At 65.2% G+C, this 16,612-nt stretch carries 17 protein-coding genes; 8 read left to right on the forward strand and 9 right to left on the reverse strand.

The window, feature by feature from the left end; translation table 11 throughout:
* Positions 1 to 2 precede the first annotated feature (2 nt).
* The 5 genes from ACLEJP_RS09675 to ACLEJP_RS09695 all read right to left on the reverse strand — a co-directional run bounded on the left by ACLEJP_RS09675 (position 3) and on the right by ACLEJP_RS09695 (position 6,109).
* Positions 3 to 1,415 (reverse strand): DOPA decarboxylase, encoded by a 1,413-nt coding sequence (locus ACLEJP_RS09675; protein ID WP_440805918.1) that lies wholly within the window; start codon positions 1,413 to 1,415, stop codon positions 3 to 5.
* A gap of 80 nt (positions 1,416 to 1,495) precedes the next feature.
* Positions 1,496 to 2,440 carry a LysR family transcriptional regulator gene (locus ACLEJP_RS09680; RefSeq protein ID WP_440805920.1) on the reverse strand — a complete coding sequence of 315 codons (945 nt, stop codon included), beginning with the start codon at positions 2,438 to 2,440 and terminating at the stop codon, positions 1,496 to 1,498.
* A 137-nt stretch (positions 2,441 to 2,577) separates the two neighbouring features.
* The gene (locus tag ACLEJP_RS09685) at positions 2,578 to 3,288 is read right to left on the reverse strand and encodes a YebC/PmpR family DNA-binding transcriptional regulator (protein WP_170029433.1); all 711 of its coding nucleotides are present in this window, start codon (positions 3,286 to 3,288) and stop codon (positions 2,578 to 2,580) included.
* Positions 3,289 to 3,385: 97 nt separating this feature from the next.
* Positions 3,386 to 4,777 (reverse strand): FAD-dependent oxidoreductase, encoded by a 1,392-nt coding sequence (locus ACLEJP_RS09690; protein WP_440805923.1) that lies wholly within the window; start codon positions 4,775 to 4,777, stop codon positions 3,386 to 3,388.
* Positions 4,778 to 4,792: 15 nt separating this feature from the next.
* Positions 4,793 to 6,109 carry an MFS transporter gene (locus ACLEJP_RS09695; RefSeq protein WP_440805925.1) on the reverse strand — a complete coding sequence of 439 codons (1,317 nt, stop codon included), beginning with the start codon at positions 6,107 to 6,109 and terminating at the stop codon, positions 4,793 to 4,795.
* 243 nt (positions 6,110 to 6,352) lie between these two features.
* Between ACLEJP_RS09695 and ACLEJP_RS09700 the strand changes: the two genes are divergently transcribed.
* Positions 6,353 to 7,222 (forward strand): LysR substrate-binding domain-containing protein, encoded by an 870-nt coding sequence (locus ACLEJP_RS09700; RefSeq protein WP_440805926.1) that lies wholly within the window; start codon positions 6,353 to 6,355, stop codon positions 7,220 to 7,222.
* 57 nt (positions 7,223 to 7,279) lie between these two features.
* Positions 7,280 to 7,651: a DUF2784 domain-containing protein gene (locus ACLEJP_RS09705; protein WP_440805929.1), complete on the forward strand. Its 372-nt coding sequence runs from the start codon at positions 7,280 to 7,282 to the stop codon at positions 7,649 to 7,651.
* Here the strand turns inward: ACLEJP_RS09705 and tam are convergent.
* On the reverse strand, positions 7,641 to 8,417 hold the full coding sequence (gene tam / locus ACLEJP_RS09710) for a trans-aconitate 2-methyltransferase (protein WP_440805930.1): 777 nt from the start codon (positions 8,415 to 8,417) through the stop codon (positions 7,641 to 7,643). The genes ACLEJP_RS09705 and tam overlap by 11 nt on opposite strands.
* 90 nt (positions 8,418 to 8,507) lie before the next feature.
* Between tam and ACLEJP_RS09715 the strand changes: the two genes are divergently transcribed.
* Entirely contained in the window at positions 8,508 to 8,681 is a 174-nt protein-coding gene (locus ACLEJP_RS09715; protein WP_170029427.1) for a hypothetical protein, read from the forward strand.
* A gap of 3 nt (positions 8,682 to 8,684) precedes the next feature.
* On the opposite strand, the gene ACLEJP_RS09720 is transcribed toward ACLEJP_RS09715, so the two are convergent.
* Positions 8,685 to 10,094 carry an amino acid permease gene (locus ACLEJP_RS09720; RefSeq protein WP_440805932.1) on the reverse strand — a complete coding sequence of 470 codons (1,410 nt, stop codon included), beginning with the start codon at positions 10,092 to 10,094 and terminating at the stop codon, positions 8,685 to 8,687.
* A gap of 326 nt (positions 10,095 to 10,420) precedes the next feature.
* Here ACLEJP_RS09720 and ACLEJP_RS09725 point away from each other — a divergent pair, with 326 nt between their 5' ends.
* From ACLEJP_RS09725 to ACLEJP_RS09740, 4 genes are all read left to right on the forward strand, one after another.
* Positions 10,421 to 11,845 (forward strand): PLP-dependent aminotransferase family protein, encoded by a 1,425-nt coding sequence (locus ACLEJP_RS09725; RefSeq protein WP_440805933.1) that lies wholly within the window; start codon positions 10,421 to 10,423, stop codon positions 11,843 to 11,845.
* Positions 11,846 to 12,057: 212 nt separating this feature from the next.
* A complete protein-coding gene (locus ACLEJP_RS09730) occupies positions 12,058 to 12,453 on the forward strand; it encodes a hypothetical protein (protein WP_440805934.1) in 396 nt (131 codons plus the stop codon).
* 16 nt (positions 12,454 to 12,469) lie between these two features.
* Positions 12,470 to 13,102 carry a BRCT domain-containing protein gene (locus ACLEJP_RS09735; protein WP_440805937.1) on the forward strand — a complete coding sequence of 211 codons (633 nt, stop codon included), beginning with the start codon at positions 12,470 to 12,472 and terminating at the stop codon, positions 13,100 to 13,102.
* A gap of 175 nt (positions 13,103 to 13,277) precedes the next feature.
* The gene (locus ACLEJP_RS09740; protein ID WP_440805938.1) at positions 13,278 to 13,820 is read left to right on the forward strand and encodes a WYL domain-containing protein; all 543 of its coding nucleotides are present in this window, start codon (positions 13,278 to 13,280) and stop codon (positions 13,818 to 13,820) included.
* A 35-nt stretch (positions 13,821 to 13,855) separates the two neighbouring features.
* On the opposite strand, the gene ACLEJP_RS09745 is transcribed toward ACLEJP_RS09740, so the two are convergent.
* Positions 13,856 to 14,593: a hypothetical protein gene (locus ACLEJP_RS09745; RefSeq protein ID WP_440805940.1), complete on the reverse strand. Its 738-nt coding sequence runs from the start codon at positions 14,591 to 14,593 to the stop codon at positions 13,856 to 13,858.
* Positions 14,594 to 14,751: 158 nt separating this feature from the next.
* Here ACLEJP_RS09745 and ACLEJP_RS09750 point away from each other — a divergent pair, with 158 nt between their 5' ends.
* Positions 14,752 to 15,375, forward strand: coding sequence for a glutathione S-transferase family protein (locus ACLEJP_RS09750; RefSeq protein ID WP_440805942.1), 624 nt, complete (start codon positions 14,752 to 14,754; stop codon positions 15,373 to 15,375).
* Between the two features lie 48 nt (positions 15,376 to 15,423).
* Here ACLEJP_RS09750 and ACLEJP_RS09755 read toward each other — a convergent pair whose 3' ends face one another.
* Entirely contained in the window at positions 15,424 to 16,599 is a 1,176-nt protein-coding gene (locus ACLEJP_RS09755; RefSeq protein ID WP_440805944.1) for an MFS transporter, read from the reverse strand.
* Between the last annotated feature and the right edge of the window lie 13 nt (positions 16,600 to 16,612).

A 16,612-nucleotide genomic window follows, 5' to 3' on the forward strand; every position in this document is an offset into this window, starting at 1 on the left:
TTTCACCCTTTGACCACTTCCTGCAAGCGCTGCCACAACCGCTCGACGTCCCCCCGCTCGGTCGGTAGCGCCCCGATCGACACCCGCACCATCCACCGCCCGTCCAGGGTCGCCGGCGTCACATAGGCATCCCCGGACGCATTCAGCCGCTCCGCCCAACCCTTGGTATGCGCATCCAGTGCCTCCCCTTCCAGCCCAGCCGGTTGATGGCGAATGCACAAGGTCTGCAACGCCACCGGTGCCAGCACGTCCCACCCTGCGGCCGCATCAACCTGCGCGGCCAGCCACCGGGCGTTGTCCAGGTCACGGCGCAAGCGCGCCTGCAACGCTTCAACACCCTCGCTACGCAACATGAACCACAGTTTCAGCGCGCGGAAGCGCCGCCCCAGCGGGATGCCCCAGTCACGCAGGTTCTTCACCTCGCCATCCACCGCCGACTGCAGGTAGCTGGGGTTGGTGCTCATCACCCGGATCAGGTGCTGCGGGTCGCGCACGTAGTAGATCGAGCAATCGAAGGCGACGCCCAGCCACTTGTGCGCATTGACCACCACCGAGTCGGCCAGCTCGATGCCGTCCCACATCCAGCGGCATTCCGGCAGGATCATCGCCGAGCCGGCCATCGCCGAATCCACATGCAGCCACAGGCCATGGGCCTGGGCGATCTCGCCGATCGGGCGCAGCGGGTCGAGGGCCGTGGTGGCGGTGGTGCCGGTAGTGGCGACCACGGCACAGGGCTGGTTGCCAGCGGCCAGGTCCTGTTCGATAGCCGCCTGCAGGGCTTGCGGGCGCAAGGCGTAGTGTTCGTCGGTCGGGATCAGGCGGATATTGTCGCGGCCAAAACCGGCCAGCAGCGCCGCCTTGTCCACCGAACTGTGGGCATGGGCACTGACGTAGACGATCAGCGGCCTGGCCTGGGCTTGCAGGCCACCACGCACCAGGGCGTAGTCGCTGGCGCGTTCACGGGCACAGATCAGCGCCACCAGGGTGCTGGTCGAGGCGGTGTCCTGGATCACCCCGCTCCACTGGTCGGACAGGCCGAGCAGCTGGCGCAGCCAGTCGAGGGTAGTTTCCTCCAGCTCGCTCAGGGCCGGGCTGGATTGCCAGGACAGGCCGAGAACGCCCAGGCCGGTGCTGAGAAAGTCGCCGAGCACCGATGACAGGGTACCGTTGGAGGGGAAGTAGCCGTAGAAATCCGGGTGTTGCCAGTGGGACAGGCCGGGCATCACCAGCTGGTTGACATCGGCGATGATCGCTTCGAAGGGTTCGCCCTGCTGCGGGGCGCTGCCGGGCAAGGCGGCCTTGAGGTAACCGGGCTCGACCTGGGCCATGACCGGGCGTTCGCCGACGGTCTGGCGGTAGTCGGCGATCAGGTCGATCAGTTGATGGCCGTATTGGCGGAATTGTTCGGGGGTCACGTGGCGGCTCCTGCGGTTTTCCATTGCCCCCAGTCTAGGCAGCTATCCCGCAGTGAATAACCCCGCTTGGCGCATACCTGCTATGGCAAACCCGCATGTCCGCCCTGCACACCGAACTGCGACTGGCGCCACAGCTCGAACACCCGGTTGCGCAACCAGCGATGCTCGGCCGAAGCCTGCAGGCGCTGGTGCCACACCACCCAGTAGCGCTGGCTGTGCTCGATGAAGCCCAGCGGCCGCCAGGCCAGCGGATGCAGGCGGCACAGTTGCCGGGCGATGTGCTCGGGCACGGTGGCCAGCGCCTGGCTGTTGGCGATCACCTGCACGGTGGCGGAGAAGAACGGCACTTCCAGGCTGACCCGCCGCTGCAGCCCCTGGGCGCGCAGGTGGCGGTCGATGAAACTGTCCTTGTCGCCACCGCCGGAAATCCGCACATGCTTGTGCGCCAGGTAGTCGGCCTGGCTCAAGCTGCCGTGGGCGGCCAGCGGGTGGTCGTGGCGCATCAGGCACACCGCGCGGTCCTCGCCAAGCAGGCGGCCGTGCAGGTTGGGCGGCGACTCGTCGAACAAGGTGGTGGCCAGGTCGATCTCGCCGCTGGCCAGCAAGGCGTACTGGCCGGCCTGCCAGGTGCGGTATTCCAGCGATACGCCCGGGGCTTCGCGCTCCAGCGCCGCCACCAGCAGCGGCAGCATGTGCTCGGCCACGTAGTCCGAAGCGGCCAGACAGAAGCGCCGCTCGCAACGCGCCGGGTCGAACACGGCCGGCTGGCGCAGGGCGTGCAGTTCTTCGAGGACCTGACGCAAAGGTTCGACCAGCGCTTCGGCGTGTTCGCTGAGCACGTAGCCACGGCCCTGGCGGACCAGCAAAGGGTCGTCGAAGGCTTCGCGCAGGTGGGCCAGCTGGCGGCTCAGGGCGGACTGGCTGACGCCCAGGCGCTCGGCGGCATGGCTGAGGTTCTTCAGTTGCAGCAGGTGGTCGAGGGTGCGCAGGTGGGCGAGGCTGAGGGAGGCGAAAGCGGGGTTCATCGGGGTTCGGCTCCAGACCGCTGGCGAGGGCTTTGCCCTCGTTTCGCGACACAAGGCCGCGCCTGCATGGGTCATGCGTTCCCCTGCAGGCGCGGCATTGCGTCGCGATGGGCGGCAAAGCGCCCCGCTTACACAGATCAGTCAGTCAGGCCGACGTACACGTTCTGCACATCATCGTTCTCGTCGATGGCCTCGAGGAACGCTTCCACCTCGGCCAGCGCTTCGGCACTCAGGCTGGCTGCGCTGACCGGGTTCTTCGGGGTGTAGCCGATCTTCGCCGAGGTCACGGTGAAGCCATGTTCCGGCAGGGCCTTCTGCACGGCATCCAGGTCGGTGGTGTCGGTGATGAACAGGGTCGAACCTTCTTCGTCGCCTTCCTCGAAGTCCTGGGCGCCGGCTTCGATGGCCGCCATTTCCGGGTCGGCGTCGCCGTTGGCGGTGGCTTCGATCAGGCCGACGTGGTTGAAGTCCCAGGCCACCGAGCCACTGGCACCCAGCTGGCCCTTGCGGAACAGCACGCGGATCTGTGCGACGGTGCGGTTGACGTTGTCGGTCAGGCACTCGACGATCAGCGGCACCTGGTGCGGGGCGAAGCCTTCGTAGCTGACCGCCGAGTACTGCACGGCATCACCGTCCAGGCCCGCGCCCTTGCGGATGGCACGTTCCAGGGTTTCGCGGGTCATCGAGGCCTTCTTGGCCTGCTCGATGGCCAGGCGCAGGCGCGGGTTCATGTCAGGGTCGGCGCCGGACTTGGCGGCGATCTGGATCTCTTTGGACAGCTTGCCCATGATCTTGCCTTTGGCGTTGGCCGCGGCTTCTTTATGTTTGGCTTTCCACTGTGCGCCCATGTCGACTCTCTTGTTTCAGCGGCCGGTTCAGGAAGCGACCGGCCAAAAGTGGGTGCAGTTTATACGCCCTCAGGCCGCTGTTCGACAAGAAATCTCATCAGCCTTTATCCGCCTTGCCTGCCGCCGCCGCAAACCGCGCCAAGCGCACATCCAGCCGGCGCGGACGCAAACCGTGGTCCTCGGCGCGCTCCTTGCGGCGGATGGCATTGCGCACCATCAGCGAGCCCAGGTAGCGGATCGGCTCGGGTGGGAACAGCCCCAACGGCCCCTTGACCAGCGGCGAACGGGTCCACAGGTTGTCCAGCCCCAGTGCCAGCGACGACAGGATCTGCCCGCCCATGTGGCACGGCCCCACGCCGCTGCCGGAATAGCCAAAGCCGTAGAACACATTGCCCTGCCCGTCCAGCTTGCCGAAAAACGGCAGGCCGGTTACCGAGCGGTCCGACGGTCCGTTCCAGCTGGCCGCCAGCGGCACCTCGGCCAGCGCCGGGAAAAACCCGCCCAGGCTTTCGCGCAGCAGTGCCCGGTATGGCGACGGCTGGTCGAACACCGGCAACATGCGCCCGCCGTAGGCAAAGGTATTGCCGCCCTTGCCCAGCATCAGCCGGCCATCGGAAGTGTTGTGGTAATAGTGCACGAAGATCCGCGAGTCGAGCACGCTGATACCAGAGTCGAGGCCGATCTGGCCCAGCAATTCGGGGCAAGGCTCGGTAATCACCATGTCGCTGGACACAATCGCCACGCTGCGCTCGAACTGCGCAAAGGCCCGCGCCATCCAGGCGTTGAGGCCCAGCACCACGCGGTCGGCGCGCACGGTACCGCTGGCCGTGCGCACCTGCACCGGGGCGCCATGTTCCAGGCCGGTCATGGCGGTGCCTTCGAAAATACGTACCCCGCGCTGCAAGGCCACCCGGCGCAGGCCACGCACCAGCTTGCCCGGCTGCACGGTGGCCGCGGCCGGCGAGAACCAGCCTTCCAGGTGCCGCGCCGAGCCTGCCAGGCGCTGTACCTGGTCCAGCGGCAGGCGGCTGAACGAATTGATCCCCTTGCGCTCCAGCGCGGCCACCACCGCATCGGTGGCACCGACCTGGGCGGCATTGCTGGCGGTGTACAGCGTGCCATCCAGGCGGTAGTCGCAGTCGATGCCATTGGCCGTGCAGAACGCGCCGATTTCACCGATGCTGCGCTCCGACTCGCGCACCAGGCGCACCGCCTCGGCGGCCCCGAACAGCCGCTCGAGGGTGAAGTACTTGGCCGACCAGGACAACGCGCAGCCACCGTTGCGCCCACTGGCGCCGGCACCGCAGATATCGGCCTCGATCAGCACGATGTCCAGGGCCGGCTGCGCCTCCTTGAGCATCAGCGCAGTCCACAGGCCGGTGTAGCCGCCACCGACGATGCACACATCGCAACGGGCATCGCCAGGCAATCGCGGGCACACCGCCTCTTGTGCCGAATCCAGGGCCTGTTGCAGCCAGAAGGGTCTCATTCGCTCGCTTTCCTTTCAGGTACGCAATGGCTTGATTGCCATGCTGGTGTTCGGTGCCAGGTCGGCGCTCTGCGCGGCGCTGGCCGGGCGGCTGTTCCAGTGCGGCAGCAGTACCAGGGCCGAGAACAGCGCACAGCCGGCGAACACGATGAACACCGTGACGCCGTCGAAGTAGCCCGGTAGCAGCCCGCCCAGCACCGCCCCCACCGAACCACAACCGTTGACGAAGCCTGCCGCGGTGGCGCCGGCCTTGGCGGTGCCGAAGTCGATGGCCGCAGCGCCGCTGATCATCGAGTCCGGCCCGTACAAGGTCAGGCCCATGACGAACAGCAGGGCCACCACCAGCACCACGCTGCCGGTGTGCATGGCCGCCATGAACGCCGCCAGGGTCACGGTCAGCAGGACCAGGCTGATCACGCAGGCCGGCATGCGCCGGGCACTGAACAGTTTGTCCGATGCCAGGCCGATCAGAATCGGCCCGAGCAGCCCGGCCAGTTCGAACGCCGTGGGGATGATCGCTGCGCCCACCTTGCCCACCGAGGGCATCTGCTCGAAGACGATCACCGGCCCCCACAGCAGGATGGCGTAGCGCGCCGGTTTCAACAGGAAGTAGGCAAGCCCCAGGGTCAGCACCGTACGGTTGCGCAGGATTTCCTTCAGCGGTGCCCACAGGCTGCACAGGTTGCCGCCCGGGGCCATGCTCTGCGGTTCGGGCTCGACCGCCGGCAGGCCGACGTCTTCAGGCTTGTTGCGCTGCAGGAAGAAGAACAGCACGGCCACCAGCGCCACCACGGCGGCGCTGGAGAAAAACGCCGCGTGCCAGCTACCGACCAGGGTGTAGGCCCACCAACCGGCGAACGGCGAAGCCACCAGGCCGCCGAAGGCATAGCAGGAACTCCACAAGCCCAGCACCCGCCCGCGCTGCACGGCGGGGAAGAAACTGCCGATGTTCTTGCACAACCCCGCCCACCCGGTGGATTGCGCAAGGCCCTGCACCAGCATGCAGGTGGCGAAGATCGGGAAGGTGGCGTAGCTACCCATCACCACCGCGGCGCCTGCGGAAATCAGCAGGCCACCGAGCACCACCACGCGCGGGCCGAAGCGGTCGGCAAGCATGCCCCAGGTGAACTGGCCCACGGCATAGGCCGCCAGGTAGATTGCGTCGAGGTTGGCCATGGCGGCCTTGTCGAGCATGAAATTCGGGTCTTCGGCGATGCCCAGCTTGGCCACCGAGAAGGCCTTGCGGGTGAAGTAGAAGGCGGCGTAGGCCAGCCAGGTGATGGCGAAGATCTGGATGCGCCAGCGCTTCAACGTGGCGAGTGACTGGTTCATTTAAGTCTGACCTCTTGCTCAAGTGTGCCGGCAGAATGTGAAGAAACGCCTGTCTTGTTGTTGTGTTACGCACAGCGATGACGAGGCTGTCATCGGGTCAGATGGCGCCGTGTGGGCGCCATGGCCCTGGCGGCACTTGTGGTACCTGCGTCGGGCTGAAAGGTATGGAAACAGCTGCTGACTGATAAATAAAATCGATTTATCGTATTACACACATAAGCCTGGCTTGTTACTGAGGTGGTCATGTCGGTTTCCCACGCACAACTCAAGGCCTTCCACGCCGTAGCCATGCACGGCAGCTTTACCCGCGCGGCAGAAAAGCTGTTTCTTACCCAGCCGGCAGTATCCGACCAGGTGCGCAAGCTGGAGGAACGCTTTGGCGTGCTGCTGTTCCACCGCAACAAGCGCTCGGTGCAGCTCACCGACCTGGGGGAGCGCCTGCTGGGCATCAGCCAGCGCCTGTTCGCCTGCGAGGCCGAGGCGCATGAACTGCTGCAGGACTCGCGCGCCTTGCACACCGGCAGCCTGGTGCTGGCGGTGGATGCGCCGGTGCACGTGCTGCCGCAGATCGCCCGCTTCTGCCAGCGCTACCCGGGCATCCAGGTGAAGGTCGAGACCGGCAACACCGATGAATCGCTGGCCCGGCTGTTCAGTTACCAGGCCGACCTGGCCCTGCTGGGCCGGGATGTCGACGACGAGCGCCTGCATTGCCTGCCGCTGCGCCGCGACCCGATGGTGGCGTTCGTCTCGCACAACCACCCGTGGGCCAGCCGTGGCTCGATCAGCCTGGCGGACCTGGACGACATGCCGCTGGTACTGCGCGAGCCCGGCTCGGTGACGCGGCAGACGCTGGAGCAGGAAATGCAACGGGCCGGGTTGCGGATTCGCCCGGCGATCCAGGTTGAAGGCCGGGAAGCCGCACGTGAAGCCGTGGTGGTGGGGATTGGTGTGGGGGTGGTCTCGGCGGCCGAGTTTGGTGCGGATGCCCGTGTGTGTGCGTTGCCGATTGTCGATTGCCAGCGGTACCTGACCGAGACCTTGGTGTGCCTGCGTGAACAGCGCACGCGGCGGGTGGTGGCGACCTTTCTGCAAATGGTCGAGGAAGCGCTGTGAGGCCAGCGCAGGCAACCCGACTATGCTGGGATAACCCCCGCCTCCGGCATTTGGCCCATGCTCTTCCGTCTCGCCGCCGACACCTTGGTGCTGCTGCACCTGGCCTTCATCCTGCTGGTGCTGTTCGGCGGCCTGCTGGTGCTGCGCTGGCGCCCTGCCCTGCTGCTGCATCTGCCAGCCCTGGGCTGGGGCCTGGCGGTGGAATACCTGCACCTGGGTTGCCCGCTGACTGCCTGGGAAAACCACATGCGCAACGCGGCCGGTGAGGCGGGCTACCGGGGCGGCTTCATCGACCACTACATCTGGCCGCTGATCTACCCCGCCGGGCTGACACCCGCTGTGCAGCTGGTGCTGGGCAGTGTCGTGCTGCTGCTCAACCTCGGCATCTACAGCTACGTGGCCTGGCGCTGGCGCCGCCCTAGCGGGTAGCAACCACGAACAAGCGCGGGAATGGCAGCAGCACCTTGCCATCGGTGGCTGGCGGGTAGTCGCGCTGCATGGCCTGCAGGTACATCTGCAGGAAGTCAGCCTGCTCCTGCGCGTCGAGCCTGGCCAGATACGGCCGCAGCGCCGAACCCTTGAACCACTCCACCACCGCTTCGGCGCCGCCCATCAGCGGGTGGTGATAGGTGGTGCGCCATACATCCACGCGCGCGCACAACGGGCTGAGCAGGTCGTAGTAGAACGCCGCGTTATGCCGCGGCGGCAGCTGGAAATCGGCGAACTTGGCTGCCCATGGGCCTTGGCTGGCGATCTCGCGCAATTGCCGGTGCGCCGGTTCGTCCAGGTTGTCCGGGGTCTGCACCGCCAGGCTGGCGCCATCGCTCAGTTGGCGCACCAGGTGCGGGTACAGTGAGGCATGGTCCGGGAGCCATTGCAGCGAGGCATTGGCCAGGATCAGGTCCTGCGGCTCGGCGGCGGACCAGCCGGCGATGTCGGCAACCAGCGTGCGCACCCGGGGGATGCACAGCCGCTTGCGTTCGCGGGCCTTGTCGATCATGTCCGGGTCGCTGTCCAGCGCGGTCACCTGGGCGTCCGGGTAACGTTGCAGCAGCACCTCGGTGGAATTGCCCGGGCCGCAGCCCAGGTCGGTAGCGTGGCGCACCGGGCGTGGCGGCACGGCACCGAGCAGGTCGCGCACGGCGCGGGTGCGCTCGTCTTCGAACAGGGAATACTGGTTGGCAGACCAGGCCATGGGCAACTCCTTCTGGCGAGTGATGGGGGCAGCATATTGCGATCTGCGGGCGAGCGGAACTGGCTGGCCCGCTTCCAGGTCATTCCTTGCATGCGCATGAAGACTTATCTGGCCCTTGCCATCCTGGCCCTGATTGCCACCGCCGCCCTGCTCGGCTCGCCCTGGATGAACCAGCGCTTTCACATGCCAGCGGAAAAACACCCTGCCCAACAACGCGAAACGGCCGGGTCCCCAAGGGAGCCGGCCGTTTCGCGCAACGAATGACGCTTAGTGCTGTTTGCCAGAACGAATCTGGTGCACCACGCCCATCGCCACCACGATCGCCGCAGCGATGCCGGTGGAGATGACCAGGATCTGGTAGTCAGGCATGAAGGCCATGGTCACCAGGGCGGCGACGATGAAGGCGATCACCAGGTAGGTCAGCCACGGGAACAGCCACATCTTCAGGCGTACTTCCTTGCCTTCGGCGATCAGCTTGCGGCGCATGCGCAGCTGCGAGAAGGCGATCACCAGGTACACCAGCAGGGCGATCATGCCGGTGGTGTTCATCAGGGTTTCGAGTACGTCCTTCGGGCGCAGGGTCTCGCTGAAGTTGATCAGCGCGCAGACGATGGCCACCGCGCACGAACCCATGATCGCGTACACCGGTACCCCGGTACCGGCGCGGGTGATCTTGAACAACGATGGGGCGTCGCCACGCTGGGCCAGGGAGAACAGCATGCGCGAAGCGGTGTAGTGGCCGGAGATCAGGCAGCTGCTCACCGAGGTCAGCACGACGAAGTTCATCAGCAGCTCGGCGTACGGCACGCCCAGCAGTTCCAGGGTACGGCGATAGGCACCATAACCGGAAACGCCCAGCTGCGGGTCGTTCCACGGTACCAGGCAGACGATCAGGAAGATCGAGCCGACATAGAACAGGCACACCCGCCAGACCACCGAGTTGGTCGCCTTGACGATCTGCGTGGCCGGGTCCTTGGCTTCGGCTGCGGCGATGGTGACGATTTCCGCGCCGAGGAAGGCGAACATCACCCCGAGCAGGGCACCGACCACGGTGGTGATGCCATTGGGCATGAAGCCTTCGGCAGTGAGGTGGCTGATGCCGCGTACTTCACCGAACTGCCAGATGTTCAGCACTGCCGCGGTACACACGATCAGGAAGCAGACGATCGCGATCACCTTGATCAGGGCGAACCAGAACTCGAACTCACCGTAGTGCTTGACGTTGAAGAAGTTGACGGTGATCAGCAACAGGGTCGTGGCCAGCACGAACACGTTGACGCTGACGTCGGGGAAGAAACCATGCAGGATCTTGCCCGCCACATAGGCTTCCCAGGCCATGAGGATGACCCAGTACCACCAGTACAGCCAGCCGATGGTGAAACCGGCCCAACGGCCGATGGCGCGGTCGGCGTAGGTGGAGAACGAACCGGTGTCCGGCGAGGACGTGGCCATTTCACCCAGCATGCGCATGATCAGTACCACCAGGATGCCGCCTGCCAGGTAGGCCAGGACAGCGGCTGGGCCGGCGCTGTGGATCACGCTGCCGGAGCCGACGAACAAGGCGCCGCCGATAACCCCGGCGATCGACATCATCGTCAGGTGGCGCGACTTGAGCGAGGCACTGAGTTTGCTCTCGTGCCCGCTTTTCGCGGTGGTGGTTGTAGATGTTGCGTCCATCAGTTGTGTACCCCGTGCTTCTTTTTATCCAAGGAAAACTGTGAAACCCCGATGGCTGGCGGTCTCACCTGTACATCAGTGCTAATGCGGGCAGGATGGTGTGCGACGAACACACGCAGGCCTTCCATGGCGGCCTGCTGACGCGCCCCAGGGCTGACGCCTGGGGCGAACTGAACATGCTTTATGTGGCGATATCTGACACCTAATGTAAAAATGTCCGTCGCAGAGAACCATGCACAGTGGCATGAAACTCGCACTGCACTGTATAGGTCGCCGATGCAATACACCGCTTCAGCGCCTGGCGTTACACACCCTGAAGGCCCCGAATGCTGCAATTACATCCAGACTCCTCGACGCCGCTGGTCAACCAGATCATCGACGGGCTGCGCGAGTTGATCGACAACCAGACCCTCAAGCCAGGCGCCAAGGTCCCGTCCATTCGCGCCTTTGCCGCGACCTACTCGGTCAGTACCTTCACCGTGGTCGAGGCCTACGACCGCCTGGTCGCCCAGGGCCTGCTGGTGAGCCGGGGCAATGCCGGCTTTTTCGTCAACCGCGCAGCAGGCGAGCTGCTGGACCCGCACAACGCCGAGGCTGACACCAGTCGACCCACGTTCAACTCCGAGTGGTACCTGCAGCAGATCTTCGAAATCCGCCAATTGCCGTACAAGCCGGGGTGCGGCTGGCTGCCCAACGACTGGATGTACGAAGACGGCCTGCGCCGCGGCCTGCGCCAGGTGGCCGGCAGCCCGCTGGAGCTGTCGGGCTATGGCGACCCCATGGGCCTGCTGGAACTGCGCACACTGACCGCGCAGAACCTGCAGCAGGAACTGTCGATCGTCGCCAGCCCGGCGCAACTGATGCTCACCCACGGCGCCAGCCAGGCCCTGGACCTGGCAGCGCGCACGCTGGTGCGCCCGGGCGATGTGGTGCTGGTGGACGACCCTGGCTACCCCAACCTGATGAGTATCCTGCGCACCCAGGGCGCGACCCTGGTCGGTGTGCCCCGCACCCCGGCCGGCTACGACCTGAACCAGCTGGAGCAACTGCTCACCCACCACCGCCCGACCGCCTTCTTCACCCAGCCGCACCTGCACAGCCCGACCTGCTCGCGCACCCCGCTGCCGCAACTGCACCGCCTGCTGCAACTGGCCAGCCAGCATGGCTTCCGCCTGGTGGAAAACAACCTGTACGCCGACATGATCGCCGAACCGCAGCCGTGCCTGGCCAGCCTCGATCACCTGCAGCAGGTGGTGTACGTGGGCAGCTACTCGAAGAGCATTTCGCCGAATGTGCGGGTCGGCTACCTGCTGGCCAACCCCGAACTGATGCAGAAACTGCTGCACCTGAAGATGCGCTCGGGCCTGACCACCTCGCAGGTGATGGAGCGCGTGGTGTACGCCGCGATCATCGACGGGCGCTGGCGCAAGCACCTCAAGCGCCTGCGCCAGCGCCTGGCCGAGGCGCACCAGGAAGTCGGCCGGCACCTGCACCGGCTGGGCTTCGAGTTGTTCATCGAGTCGGACGAGGGCATGTACATCTGGACCCGCCACCCGGCGATTCCGGACAGTGCGGCGTTGCTGGATGACGCGCTGGAGAAAGGCATCATGCTCGGGCCCGGGCAGCTGTTCATGGTCGATGCCAAGGCGACCGGGTGGATGCGCTTCAACGTGGCGTTCAGTACGGAGCCGGCGATGTGGGAGTTGCTGGAGAAGGTGTTGGTGAAGCATGTGCGCCGGGGTGGCATGTAGGGGACGAGGCGTTCTTGGCGGGGGGCCCGGCACATTTGCAGTGCCTGTTAGATCGAGCGCCACCCGCGCGGCGCTCTATCTCACCGTCACCGCAAAAATCAAATCATGACGAAAAGCGACGGCCGCGCTGCAGCAGGGTGGGCTGGCACTGGACACAATAATGGCCAATTAGTAGCATCCAGACCATACGGACTTCACGGACACCTCAGGCCATGGATTGCACCACCGGCGTCATTCAGCGCCCGATACACCAACCCATCCGCCCTTCGATTACCTGGGAAGAAGCCTGGAAAGGCCCCGACGAAGGCTTGATCCGCTGTTGGGAAATTGGCCGTGAGCGGGCTGTGAATCAGCCAGAGCTTGCCCGGCGCTGTGTCGATGGCGCACTGCCGGTGCTTGGCTGGAAAGGTGGGCATGATCGGGCGTTGAAAAAGCCCGTCAAATACGGCTCTTTCAAATACCTGGCGCAATGGCAGGGCCTTCGCGGCGAAGATCTGTTCATCGATACACGAACAGAGCTCACCCTGACCTGTAATCACACTGGCATGCACACCACCTTCACAGCGGACCAGGAAAAATACGCCAACGCCGTGGTCCTGATGGAATAGAAACGAGGAACAGGGAATGGTCGATCTTCACCAGGAGTTTCAGAACAGCCGCTTTTTTCACGAAGCGCGCATCGCACAGCGCTCGGTTGACGGGTTGATTGGAATCGCTGCTGGCCTGACTGCGGACAATCAGGTCAATCAACAAGAAGCCGAGTTCCTGAAAACGTGGATGGAACAGCAACTTGTTCATCTTGAGGACCCGGTCATCAATCTGTTGTACCGGCGCCTGAGCGACATGCTCCAGGACAACGTGCTGGATGCCGATGAGTCGGCAGAATTACTGGAGCTTCTACGCCAGTTCACCGGCAAGCCGCAGTGCAGGGAAACCCCGTTTACCTCGCCCACCACACTGCCCCTTGATAACCCCGAACCCACGCTGGAATGGACAGGCCGTACTTTCCTGTTCACCGGCACTATGGCTTACGGACCTCGCAAAGCCTGCGAAACATTGGTCATCGAACGTGGGGGAGCCATTGGCGCGGGTGTCAGCAAGAAGATCCACTATCTCGTCATCGGCAGTATTGGCAACGAGCAGTGGCTGCATAGCAGTTATGGCACGAAGATCAAGAAAGCGGTGGAGATCAGGGAAGCGGGTGCAAACATCGCAATAATAAGCGAAGCGCACTGGCAGCGCGCCGCGTTTGGATGATGACTCTGCCGCTGTAAACAGGTTGCCGTTGGTCAAGGCGAAAAATGAAATAGCGTTGACCGAACGGTGCAAGGCGCGCGAAAACTTGGATCCGATCCTGTGAAAAGGTATGCTGGCGATAGCTAAATGCCACCATTCAGGCCACGTTGCAAGCCTGCTTTCAAGGACGAACCTCTTGCCCAGCCACCCTACCCGCCACACCATCGCCCGCCAGTGGCAACTGCTCAAGCTGCTACCCGGCCGCCACCCGGGACTGAGCTCCACCCAGTTGCAGGCTGCCCTGAAAACCGTGGGCTATAGCACCAGCAAACGCACCGTCGAGCGCGACCTGGTCGAGCTCGCGGCGCTGTTCCCGCTGCGCTGCAACAGCAAAGGCATGCCGTACGGCTGGTACTGGCAACCCGGCCTGAGCCTGGGCGAAGCACAGCAATTGCAACCTGACGTGCTGGCATCGCCGGCACCGATCCAACTGCATGCCTGGGTCGACGACGGGCTGGCCCGGCGCCTGCAAGCGCAGCCACTGGCCTCGGACATGCAATTGACCGCGCACGCGGACGGCGGCGCGACACTGGTGGCCACGGTCGACGACAACCGTGCGCTGATGGGCTGGCTGTTGTCGCAGGCTGGCTCGATCCGCGTCCAGGCACCGCAGCCCCTGCGCCTGGCCCTGCTCGAGCAGTTGCGACAAAGCCTGGCACTGCACGATGGCGGTGGTTGAGCAGCGGGCAACCGGCATCAGCCCACTGCCAGCGCCTAGAGAGGCTGCGCCTGGCGCAGGTTTCGACGCGCCAGGCAGGCATACGCCAAGCCCAGCACACTGAAGGCCAGCACGCCCAGCAGCACCATCAGCTCGCGGCTGTAGCGCGCCACCCAGGCCGGAAAGCCGACGACTTCGCGGTAGACCTGCACGTCAGCCTCGCCGTCGGCGTGACTGATGCTGATCCCGCCCTGGCGGATTTGCGTGTAGTCCGCATCGAAATACACCCATACCTTGCACGCGCCACCGGGCTCTATGCCCGGGATTTCCACCTGGGCAGTAGCGGCCTCGACGATGGTGTCGTTGCCAGCTGCGTCGCGCACCTGCACCAGGCCCTTCGCCGGCAGGCGGATTTTCACCTGGCGCACCGGCGCGTCCCCGCGATTGCGCAGTTCGATGAGCAAGCCGGTACGGTGGTCGACCAACCCGGCCTCGAATGGTTTGGCGAACAACTGGGTATAGGGTGCCTGGGCCATTTCGACCAGCCGCTCGACCTGGTCGTGGCTCAGCGCGCCTTGGCTGATGGTGTTGATACGCCCCTGCAACTGCTCGTACTTGAGCTGCTCGCTGGCCTTGCTGATACGCTCGCTGAACTGGCTGGGATAGGTGAGGTAGGCGTAGGTCAGCGCAGCCTCCAGGCGCGGGCTGCCTCTGAGCAACCCATAAGCGGCCAACAGGACCATCAGGCCGACCAGCACGGCTACGAGGAGTTTCCCCACCTTGTCCCAGCTCAATGCGTACTTCCTTCTGTGTGATAGCGACGCTGCAAACCGGCCAAGGGTGCCAAGTTCGCGCCCCCCAGGCAAGCCTGAGCCGGTCGCTTGCGCCTGCCGCTTGACCAGGCCACGGCAGTGGCGGACCATCAACCTCCCCCCACACAAGGACGAACAGCATGTTGCGGATACTGGGCAGAGCCTCTTCGATCAATGTACGAAAAGTGCTGTGGGCTTGCGCCGAGTTCGAGGTCGCGTACGAGCGCGAAGACTGGGGCGCCGGCTTCCAGCCCACGGACAGCGCCGAGTTCCTCGCGCTGAACCCCAACGCCATGGTCCCGGTGATCCAGGATGGCGACTTCACCCTATGGGAATCCAACAGCATCATCCGCTACCTGGCCACGCGTTACGGGGCCACTGCGTTCTACCCCAGCGAGGCGCAGGCCCGAGCCAGGGTCGACCAGTGGATCGACTGGCAGGCCTCGGACCTCAACCGGTCCTGGAGCTACGCGTTCATGTCGCTGGTCAGGCACTCGCCGGCCCACCAGGACCCGCAGGCCCTCGCTGCCGGTTGCGCGGACTGGGCGCGCTACATGCGCATCCTCGAGGGCCAGCTGGCAAGCACCGGTGCCTATGTGGCCGGCAGCCAGTTCACCCTGGCCGACATCCCCATCGGCCTGTCGGTGAACCGCTGGTTCGAAACGCCACTGGAGCACCCGCACCTGCCGGCCGTGCGCGATTACTACGAGCGCCTGAGCGAGCGCCCGGCCTATCACCTGCATGGCCGCAACGGTACGCCGTGACAAACACCGATTGATAGCCGCGAAGGGCCGCAACGCGGCCCCGACGCCTCACGCAGCTGCCTGCCCCGCCAGCGCCTGCACCCGCCCACGCCAGGCAAACATCAGCACCATCAACAACCCGAGCGCTGCCGTCGCGGCCCCCGCCAGGGCAATCGCCGGATAACCCAGCCCGGCATTGATGACCGCCCCGCCCAGCGCCGCGCCGATCGCGTTGCCCAGGTTGAACGCCCCGATATTCACCGCCGAAGCCAGGTTGGGCGCATCCTTGGCCGCTTCCATCACGCGCATCTGCAGCGGTGGCACCAGGGCGAAGCTGGCAGCGCCCCAGACCAGGATCGCCAATGCCGTCGGCAGCGACCAGCCCAGCACCAGCGGAAACACCAGCAGTACCGCGATCAGGGTGGCCAGTGACACGATCAAGGTACGGTCGACCGAACGGTCCGCCGCCTTGCCGCCCCACACGTTGCCCAAGGTCAGGCCGACGCCGAACAGCACCAGCATGGCGGTCACGAACGTGGTGGATGCGGCCGCCTCGCGCTGCAGGATCGGCGCGATGTAGGTGAACACCGTGAACATCGCACTGGAACCCACCACGGTCAGCAGCAACGCCGCCAGCACCGGCCCGCGCCCGAGTACGCGAAGCTCGGCCATGGCCCCGTCACCCTTGGGCGACGGCACGTTGGGCAGCGCGTACCAGAGGCTGCTCATGGCAACCAGGCCGAGCCCGGCGATGCCCCAGAATGCCGTACGCCAGCCGAGCAGTTCACCGAACCAGGTCGCCAGCGGCACGCCACCGATGGTGGCCAGGGTCAGGCCCATGAACATCGCCGCCACCGCCCCGGCGCGCTTGTCGGGCGGCACCACGCTGGCCGCGACGATCGAGCCGATGCCGAAGAAGGCGCCGTGGTTGAGCGAGGTAACCACGCGCGCGACCAGCAGGCTGGCGTAGTCGTCGGCCAGGGCTGACAGCAGGTTGCCGAGGGTGAAGATCGCCATCAGCCCGATCAGCAGGTAACGCCGCGGGACTTTCACCGTGGCCAGGGTCATCAGCGGTGCGCCGATCAGCACCCCGATGGCATAGGCACTGACCAGCAACCCCGCCGCCGGGATCGAGACGCCAAGGTCGGTGGCGATACTGGGCAACATGCCCATGGGGGCGAACTCGGTGACGCCAATGCCGAAGGCACCGATGGCGAGCGCGACAAGAGGTGGATTGATACGCATGGCAAACTCCTTA

It is taken from the genome of Pseudomonas sp. SMV7 (assembly GCF_052041995.1).
In the GTDB taxonomy this organism is placed as follows: Bacteria; Pseudomonadota; Gammaproteobacteria; order Pseudomonadales; family Pseudomonadaceae; genus Aquipseudomonas.

Excerpts from the sequence above, each read along its gene's own strand:
- ACLEJP_RS09755 (WP_440805944.1), bottom strand. The coding sequence starts at position 16,599 with ATGCGTATCAATCCACCTCTTGTCGCGCTCGCCATCGGTGCCTTCGGC.
- ACLEJP_RS09720 (WP_440805932.1), bottom strand. The coding sequence starts at position 10,094 with ATGGACGCAACATCTACAACCACCACCGCGAAAAGCGGGCACGAGAGC.
- ACLEJP_RS09685 (WP_170029433.1), bottom strand. The coding sequence starts at position 3,288 with ATGGGCGCACAGTGGAAAGCCAAACATAAAGAAGCCGCGGCCAACGCC.
- ACLEJP_RS09695 (WP_440805925.1), bottom strand. The coding sequence starts at position 6,109 with ATGAACCAGTCACTCGCCACGTTGAAGCGCTGGCGCATCCAGATCTTC.
- ACLEJP_RS09730 (WP_440805934.1), top strand. The coding sequence starts at position 12,058 with ATGGATTGCACCACCGGCGTCATTCAGCGCCCGATACACCAACCCATC.
- ACLEJP_RS09735 (WP_440805937.1), top strand. The coding sequence starts at position 12,470 with ATGGTCGATCTTCACCAGGAGTTTCAGAACAGCCGCTTTTTTCACGAA.
- ACLEJP_RS09705 (WP_440805929.1), top strand. The coding sequence starts at position 7,280 with ATGCTCTTCCGTCTCGCCGCCGACACCTTGGTGCTGCTGCACCTGGCC.
- ACLEJP_RS09700 (WP_440805926.1), top strand. The coding sequence starts at position 6,353 with ATGTCGGTTTCCCACGCACAACTCAAGGCCTTCCACGCCGTAGCCATG.
- ACLEJP_RS09715 (WP_170029427.1), top strand. The coding sequence starts at position 8,508 with ATGCGCATGAAGACTTATCTGGCCCTTGCCATCCTGGCCCTGATTGCC.
- ACLEJP_RS09680 (WP_440805920.1), bottom strand. The coding sequence starts at position 2,440 with ATGAACCCCGCTTTCGCCTCCCTCAGCCTCGCCCACCTGCGCACCCTC.
- tam (WP_440805930.1), bottom strand. The coding sequence starts at position 8,417 with ATGGCCTGGTCTGCCAACCAGTATTCCCTGTTCGAAGACGAGCGCACC.
- ACLEJP_RS09690 (WP_440805923.1), bottom strand. The coding sequence starts at position 4,777 with ATGAGACCCTTCTGGCTGCAACAGGCCCTGGATTCGGCACAAGAGGCG.
- ACLEJP_RS09750 (WP_440805942.1), top strand. The coding sequence starts at position 14,752 with ATGTTGCGGATACTGGGCAGAGCCTCTTCGATCAATGTACGAAAAGTG.
- ACLEJP_RS09725 (WP_440805933.1), top strand. The coding sequence starts at position 10,421 with ATGCTGCAATTACATCCAGACTCCTCGACGCCGCTGGTCAACCAGATC.